Source organism: Streptomyces sp. CO7 (genome assembly GCF_053474865.1).
This window is the reverse complement of the sequence record NZ_JBRIOU010000004.1, coordinates 526,828-534,413: the sequence shown is the minus strand read 5'-3', so window position 1 is coordinate 534,413 and position 7,586 is coordinate 526,828. Positions and strand designations below refer to the sequence as shown.

At 76.0% G+C, this 7,586-nt stretch carries 6 protein-coding genes; all 6 read left to right on the top strand.

Going from position 1 to position 7,586, the window contains the following annotated elements; genetic code table 11:
* The first annotated feature begins 381 nt into the window (after positions 1 to 381).
* The 6 genes from ACOV8S_RS15225 (at position 382) to ACOV8S_RS15200 (ending at position 7,537) form a co-directional block, all read left to right on the top strand.
* Complete coding sequence (locus ACOV8S_RS15225; protein ID WP_448318364.1) at positions 382 to 1,221, top strand: hypothetical protein; 840 nt, start codon at positions 382 to 384, stop codon at positions 1,219 to 1,221.
* The gene (locus ACOV8S_RS15220; RefSeq protein WP_448318363.1) at positions 1,200 to 1,442 is read left to right on the top strand and encodes a hypothetical protein; all 243 of its coding nucleotides are present in this window, start codon (positions 1,200 to 1,202) and stop codon (positions 1,440 to 1,442) included. Before ACOV8S_RS15225 ends, ACOV8S_RS15220 begins: the two co-directional genes overlap by 22 nt.
* A gap of 67 nt (positions 1,443 to 1,509) precedes the next feature.
* On the top strand, positions 1,510 to 2,556 hold the full coding sequence (locus ACOV8S_RS15215; RefSeq protein WP_448318362.1) for an alpha/beta fold hydrolase: 1,047 nt from the start codon (positions 1,510 to 1,512) through the stop codon (positions 2,554 to 2,556).
* A 269-nt stretch (positions 2,557 to 2,825) separates the two neighbouring features.
* Positions 2,826 to 4,205, top strand: coding sequence for a DUF3152 domain-containing protein (locus tag ACOV8S_RS15210; protein WP_448318361.1), 1,380 nt, complete (start codon positions 2,826 to 2,828; stop codon positions 4,203 to 4,205).
* A gap of 240 nt (positions 4,206 to 4,445) precedes the next feature.
* Positions 4,446 to 6,065, top strand: a complete 1,620-nt coding sequence (locus ACOV8S_RS15205) for a DUF3492 domain-containing protein (protein WP_448318360.1) — start codon at positions 4,446 to 4,448, stop codon at positions 6,063 to 6,065.
* 227 nt (positions 6,066 to 6,292) lie between these two features.
* The gene (locus ACOV8S_RS15200) at positions 6,293 to 7,537 is read left to right on the top strand and encodes a hypothetical protein (RefSeq protein ID WP_448318359.1); all 1,245 of its coding nucleotides are present in this window, start codon (positions 6,293 to 6,295) and stop codon (positions 7,535 to 7,537) included.
* Positions 7,538 to 7,586 lie beyond the last annotated feature (49 nt).

Here is a 7,586-nt window from a genome sequence, read left to right as displayed (position 1 = left end):
CCCGGAGCCTGAGCGCCCCCGCCGGAGGCAACGCGAGAGCTGGCCGCCGCGAGTGCCAGTGGCCGACACGACACCGCCCTTGGCCTCGAGCCGACCCGGACCGCGCCGCCTGGCTTGGCCGCCAGCCGGCAGGCATCCGGGAGGGCAGACCGCAGAGGTGACCTCCCGGTCCCCCGTTCGTTCCTCTCAACGAATGGCACAGGAGGCCCGCCCATGCTCCCCCTCCGCTCCTCCCCTGACCGCCGCCCTCGCCCTGCGGCAACGCACGGGGACCCGACGATGCCCGACTTCGGGCCAGTCCCGCCTTCCTGGGGTCGGCACGGTCCGGGCAGGGGCAGGGCTTCGCACGTCGTGGATCCGCCGCGGTACCAGGGGACGACGGTGCAGACGTGCGGACTGTTCCCGTTCGTGGCCGGCTTCGGTGCGCCCTCCGTCGGCGTGCCGATCGGGCGGCACATGCTGTGGGGCGAGTCGGTGGCCCTCGACCCGATCGACTGGGCGCGGCGTGGGCTGGTCATCAACCCCGGCGTCTTCGTCCTCGGTGAGCCGGGCGTGGGCAAGTCGACGGTGTGCAAGCGGATCGCGGCCGGTTCGATCGCGTTCGGGACGGGCGTGCTGTCCCTCGGGGACCTGAAGGGCGAGTATGGTCCGCTGGTCACCGCCATGGGCGGGCAGGTGGTGAAGGTCGGCTGGGGGCTGCAGACCATCAACCCACTCGACTCCGGCCCGCTCGGCCAGGCCCTCGTCGACCTCGAGTGCCGTGACCGTGAGCGGGCCGAGACGCTGCGGGAGGAAATCCGCGGGCGGCGGCTGACGCTGCTGCTCGCGCTGTGCTCCATCGCCCGCGGCTCGAGGGGCCGGCCCATCACCGACGCCGAGGAACTCGCGCTCGGCGCGGCGCTGGACGTGCTGGCTGCCCGCAGGGGCGTCGAGCCGGTGATCCCCGAGGTCATCCACCGCATCGAGACCGGCGACGCGGCCATGCGCGAGGCGGTGCGCGCCCGGCACGAGAACGAGTACGTCGACCTGACCGCCGACATCGTCCGCACCCTCGACCGCATCCGCGAGGGCGTCCTGCGCGGCTTGTTCGACGACCGGACCACCACCCCCGTCGACATGGATGCTCCCGCCGTCTCCATCGACATCGACGCCCTCGACAACGCGAGCGACGACGTCGTCGCGGCCGCCCGCCCGGTCTGGTGGAGCGGACGGACCGGCTGACCCGGCTCAACTGGCACAAGGGCGTCGGCTCCATCATCACCACGCACTCCCTCAGCGACCTGGAGGCACTGCCAACGGAGGAGGACAGGGCGAAGGCCCGCGGCTTCATCGAGCGCTCCGCCATCACGATCCTCGGCGCACTCCCCGACGGTGAGCTCGAACGCTCGCACCGCCCCGTCCGTCGCGATCCGGGCGGGACGGCACCGGCCCGGCCGTTGTGACCGCCCCCACACCCCCGAAGGCCGCCGGTGCACCTGGCGGCGCGTGATCGTCTCGTAACATTGGCGCATGTCTTCGACCGATGCCCCCGTCCCGCCCGCGGGCACCGTGCTGCCCCGGGTGGGCCCGGTCGCCGCGGGCGGCGAGCGGATCAGGTCGGTCGCGCTGCGGGGCGTGACCCTGTCGGTCCGCTCCCGTCCGGCCTCGCGCGAGGGCGCCGAGCCGGCGCTGTTCGTGCACGGGCTGGGCGGTTCCTCGCAGAACTGGTCGGCGCTGATGCCGCTGCTGGACGACCTGCTCGACTGCGAGGCCGTCGACCTGCCCGGCTTCGGCGACTCGCCGCCGCCGGACGACGGCGACTACTCGCTCGCCGGCCACACCCGCGCCGTGGTCCGCTACCTGGAGCGGTCCGGTCGCGGCCCGGTGCATCTCTTCGGCAACTCGCTGGGCGGCGCGGTCGCCACCAAGGTCGCGGCGCTCCGCCCCGACCTGGTGCGCACGCTGACCCTGGTCTCGCCCGCGCTGCCGGAGCTGCGCGTGCAGCGCGGCGCGGTGCCGACCGGGCTGATGGCGGTGCCGGGTGCGACGGCGCTGTTCACCCGCCTGACCCGCGGATGGACGGCCGAGCAGCGGGTGCGCGGCGTGCTGGGGCTGACCTACGGGGACCCCGGGCGGGTGACCGAGGAGGGTCTGGCCGCCGCGGTGGCGGAGATGGAGCGGCGCCAGCGGCTGCCGTACTTCTGGGACGCCATGACCCGTTCGGCCCGCGGCGTGGTCGACGCGTACACCCTGGCCGGACGGCACCGGCTGTGGCGACACGCCGAGCGGGTCGCCGCGCCCACCCTGCTCGTCTACGGAGGCCGTGACCGGCTGGTCTCCTTCCGGATGGCCCGCCGGGCCGCCCGCGCGTTCCGCGGTTCGCGGCTGCTGGCGCTGCCGGAAGCCGGACATGTGGCCATGATGGAGTGCCCGGACACGGTCGCCCGGGCCTTCCGCGAGTTTCTCGCCGACACCGGCGCCGCCGCCGGCACGGCCGGGGAGTCCGGTGGGGACGCCTGGGAGCACCGTCCGGGCGAGACCGACGATGTCCTGGCCGTGACAGACACCGAAAGCTGAGGGAGCGCGTGGGACGGCACAGTCGCCGGGGGCCGGCCAGGCCCGCAGATGCCGCGAGCCCGGCCGCGGCCGCCCCTCACGACCCGCGGGGCGCCGCCGGCGTCGCCGGGGCGTCGCACTCCGCCGGGGCGTCCGGCTCCGCCGGGGCGGATGGCGTCCAGGACGCCGAGGACGCCTGGAGCCCCTGGGAGCCGCCCCCGCGGCAGGTTCCGGGGGCGCCCCTTCCTCCAGCCCACGGCCGGGGCGGTCCGCCGTCCCCCGCGCCCTCCGTGCGCGGCGGTCACCCCGAGGACCACGGAGCGCGGCCCCAGGGCGGGCACTCCCGGGTCGGGCGGCCTCAGGACCACGGCGGTCACGCCCAGGGTCACGACGCGCGGTCCGCGGACCAGGGCGGGCCGCCCGGGTACGCCGGTTCGCGCGGGCCGCGGGAGCAGGACGGCGGCTGGGACACCTGGGCGGAGCAGCCCCGTGACCTGGTGGCCCGGACCGAGGGCCTGGCCGCGATGGACCAGCGGCCGCCGTACTACGACACGCTCGACGACCGCGGCCGCTACCGGCCGTCCGCCGGGCCCGGTGCGCCGGGCGGCCGCGGCGCCGCGACCCGCCCCGAGGGCGGCGACGGCCCCGGGTTCGGTGAAGGTCCCGGGTTCGGCAACGGCACGGGGTTCGACGTCGGGCCCGGATCCGGTGGCGGTCCGGCGTTCCCCGACGGGCCCCGGTATCCGGAGGGACCCGGCGGCCCCGCGGACGGTCCGGACGACGATGACGACGACCTGTTCCGGACGCCCTCCGCGTCCGGTCCCGCGGCACTCCGCGTCGGGCCGCGACGCGGCGGGAAGGGCCGCCTGTTCACCGGCGCGCTCGCGCTCGCGGTGCTGGTGGTCCTCGGGGTCACGGTCTCCGAGCAGGTCGCCGGCGACCGGGCCCACCCGGTGCGCGGCGCGCATGCCGCCGGAGTGTCGGGGGCGTCGGGGGAGAAGGGGCAGCCCGTGGGCGTCACGGACCCCTCCCCGCTGCCGTCGGCCTGGAACCTGGACGGTCTCTCCTACAAGCAGCGGATGGGCCTGGTCTACGACCTCAGCCCGACGCTCGCGGGCCCCGGGACCTTCACCTCGGTGCCGGGCACCGAGGAACCCCCGCGTGAGGGCGACGAGTTCACCTACCGCGTGGACATCGAGGACGAACTTGGCCTCAACGGCGAGCTGTTCGCCGAGGCCGTGCACAAGACGCTCAACGACGACCGCAGTTGGGCGCACGACGGCCTGGCGTTCAAGCGGGTCCCGAAGGGCGCCGGCAAGGCTCCCGACTTCGTGGTCACCCTGGCCAGCCCCGGCACCACCGCCGAGTGGTGCGCCCGGTCCGGCCTGGACACCACCGTCGACAACGTCTCCTGCGACTCCGCCTCCACCTCCCGCGTGATGATCAACGCCTACCGCTGGGCGCGGGGTTCGGAGACGTACGGCGACCAGCTCATCCACTCGTACCGGCAGATGCTGATCAACCACGAGGTGGGCCACCGTCTGGGCTACGGACATGTGGAGTGCGCCAAGGACGGCGGGCTGGCTCCCGTGATGCAGCAGCAGACGAAGTTCCTGGACCACGACGGCATCCACTGCAGACCGAACGCCTGGGCCTACCCGAACGGCTGACCCGAACAGCCGGCCCACACGCCCGGCCCGTACGCCCCCCGCGCGCACGGCGCGCGACCATACCGTCGCTGTGCGCTACAAAACGCCTTGTGAAACGGAAAGTTACGGGCGTTCACCCCTTCCGGTGGCGCGACGGACAACCGTCCGTCGCGCCACCCGCATATCCGCATACGTTCGTCCCGGCTACCAGCCGCCGCCGTCGACGGCGGCCCTTTCCTAGGGGAGATCGGGGATGTACGCGTGCGCATCGGACTGCTGACGGAGGGTGGTTACCCGTACGCGACGGGTGAGGCCAGGCTCTGGTGCGACCGCCTGGTACGCGGGCTCGGCCAGCACGAGTTCCGGCTGTACGCCCTCAGCCGCGACCGGGAGCAGGAGCGGGCCGGCTGGGTCGACCTGCCCTCCCAGGTCACCCAGGTGCGCACCGCCCCGCTGTGGACGGCCGAGGTCGACGGCACCTGGTACGGCCGCCGCGCGCGCCGCCGGTTCGCCGAGCATTACGGCGACCTCGCCGCCGGTCTGTGCACCGGTCCGGCGGGGGCGGCAGGGCCGGGCGCCCCCTCCCCCGAAGAGGCGGACCGTTTCCGCTCGGCCCTGTACGGCCTGGCCGAACTCGCCCGTGAGGAAGGCGGGATGGTCGCCGCGCTGCGTTCCGAGGAAGCCGTGCGGGCACTGGAGCGGGTCTGCCGAGCGCCCGGCGCCCCGCGGGCGGCGCGCGAGGCGCGCGTGACGGACCTCCTGGAGGTCGGCGCGCACCTGGAGCAGGCCCTGCGCCCCCTTTCCCTGGACTGGTGCGAGGCGGGCGAGCTCGGGTCGGTGGACCTCTGTCACGCCGCGGCCGGCGGGCTCGCCGCCCTTCCCGGGCTGCTGGCGCGGCACTTCCACGGTGTCCCGCTGGTGGTCACCGAGTACGGCGTGCCGCTGCGCGCGCACTACCTGGGGTCCGCCGAGGCACCCCCCGCCGTCCGCGCACTGCTGGCCGCCTTCCACGGGCGGCTGGCCGCCGAGGTCTACCGCAGCGCGAGCATGATCACCCCGGGCAACGCACACGTGCGGCGCTGGCAGGAGCGCTGCGGCGCGGACCGGGCCAAGGTCCGCACGGTGTACCCCGGCATGTCGGCGGCGCGCTTCGCCGAGGCCGGGGAGCCCGCCGGAGCGGGCGGCCGTGCGCCGGGGACGCGCGTCGGGCCCGGCACCCTCGTCTGGGTCGGGCGGATCGAACCGTCCAAGGACCTGGTGACGCTGCTGCACGCCTTCGCCGCCGTGCGGCTCCGGGCGCCCGGGACGCGGCTGCGCATCGCGGGCTCCGCCCCCGACCCGGAGGGCGCGGCCTACCTGCTGCACTGCGAGGAGCTGGCCGGGCGGCTGTTCCCGGGCGACGGCACGGTGGAGTTCGTCGACATGAGCGGGCCCGAGGCGCCCCCGCTGGCCCAGGTGTACACGCAGGGCGAGGTGGTCGTGCTCTCCAGCGTGGTGGAGGGATTCCCGGTGAGCGTCGTCGAGGCCATGTTCAGCGGCCGGGCGACGGTCTCCACCGACGTGGGCGCGGTGGTGGAGGTCGTCGGGGGGACGGGGCTTGTGGTGCCGCCCCGGGACCCGCAGGCGCTGGCCGAGGCCTGCGCGGCGTTGCTGAACGACCCGGAGCGCCGTGAGCGGCTAGGCGAGGCGGCCCGCGCGCGGGCCATGGAGCTGTTCACCGTCGAGCAGAACGTCGCGGCGTTCCACCGCATCTACCTGGAGGTCGCCGGGCGCTGCCCGGCCCGCCGCATCGCCGAGGCGGACGCCGCCGAGCCCCGGCCGTTCGCGGTCCCGGCCGAGCTGCGCGTCGCCGGCGCCGATTCCGTGGAGGTGACCCGGTGAACGGGCTGGACAAGCGCGAGAGAGCCGTCGGTGCCGATGGGGTCGACGGAGTCGGCGGTCTCGGTAGGACCGACGGGGTCGGTGAGGTCGAAGGGTCCGACTCGGCGAGGCTGCCCGGCCTGGCCGACGGGCCCGGCCTGGCCGACGGGCCCGGTGCGGCCGACGGGCCCGGTGCGGCCGGTACGGGTGGCGGTCCCCAGGGGGCTGCCCCGGCCGACCTGAGTGCCTTGGCCGACAACCCTGCCCTCCCCGGCAGGACCGCTCCGGCCGACCGGACGGACGCGGCCGACTCCGCCGACGGGTTCCCCGCAGCACCGGGGCGTCGCCCGCACGGCGGGGGCGTCGCGGGGGCGGGCGCCGACCCGGTGAAGGCGTTGATGCTGCGGCACCGGGACCTGTGCGACCGGGCGGTGGACCCGCTGGAGATCGCCGCCGGTCTGGAGGCGCACGGCGTCACCGACCGGACCGCCGCCCGGTTCCGCCACCGGGACGTGTTCTCGCTGGCCGAGGAGATGTACGCCCGGGCCGGCCGGAGGGACGAGGACGGGCTGCCCGGTGGCCCGCCCCCGGCGGCAGGGCGGCCGCCCGCGCGGTGGGCGGTCAGGGCACTGTTGCCGGGCGCCCTGGGCGTGCTCGCGGTGGCGGCGCTGCGGTGGACCACCGGCGAGGCGCGGCCGGTGGTCGGCCTGCTGGGACTGTTCGCCGTGGTCGCCGGCGTGCGCGCGGCGCTCGGCCGCGGGCCGCTGAGCTCGGAGGGCCGCTCGCTTCCCGGACCGCACGACTGGCGGACCCCGCCGGGCGCACGGGCCTGGGCGTACCTGCTGGTGGGCTACGCGCTGCTGGGCGACGGGCTGCTGCACGCCGGGCTCGTCGGCGGCCCCGACGGACTGCCGGACGGCGGGCAGTCCGGCGACTGGCCGATCAGCCTGGCCCCGCTGCTCGCCCTCGCGCTGTCCTGCGCGCCCGCCGCCTGGAGCGCGCACCTCTTCCGCACCGGCGTCGGCCGCAAGCTGGCCGGAAGCCGTGGCCTGGAGGAGTTCGCCGCCACCGCCCGCCCGCTGCTGCTCGGTGTCGTCGGCGTGCACCTGGCCGCGGTGTCCGGGCTGGCCGTCCTGTGCGCCGTGGTGCTCGACGAGCACTCCACCCCCGCGGCCACCGCCGCGCTGGGCGCCCTGCTGCTGATCGCGCGCCTGCTGACCGTGCACGGCTTCACCCACGCGCCGGGCGTGGTGCTGCGGGCCGTGGGCTGGACCGAGATCGTCACCGTCTGCCTGGTGTTCGCGGGCCGGCTGCCCGGCTGCGGCCTCCTCGCGGGACCGGTCGAGACGGTGGTGTCGGTGTGGGGCGCGCACGCCGTTCCGCTGATCGCCTGCGGGGCCGGAGCGCTGGTGCTGCTGTTCCACGCCTGCCGCCGGCTCACCCTGGCCTCGGCGCACGCCCCGGCCGCGCCCCGCCCGCCGTCCGACCGCTGAGGGCCGGCGCACCACGCGGGCCCTCAGCGGTCGGACGGCGGGCGGGGCG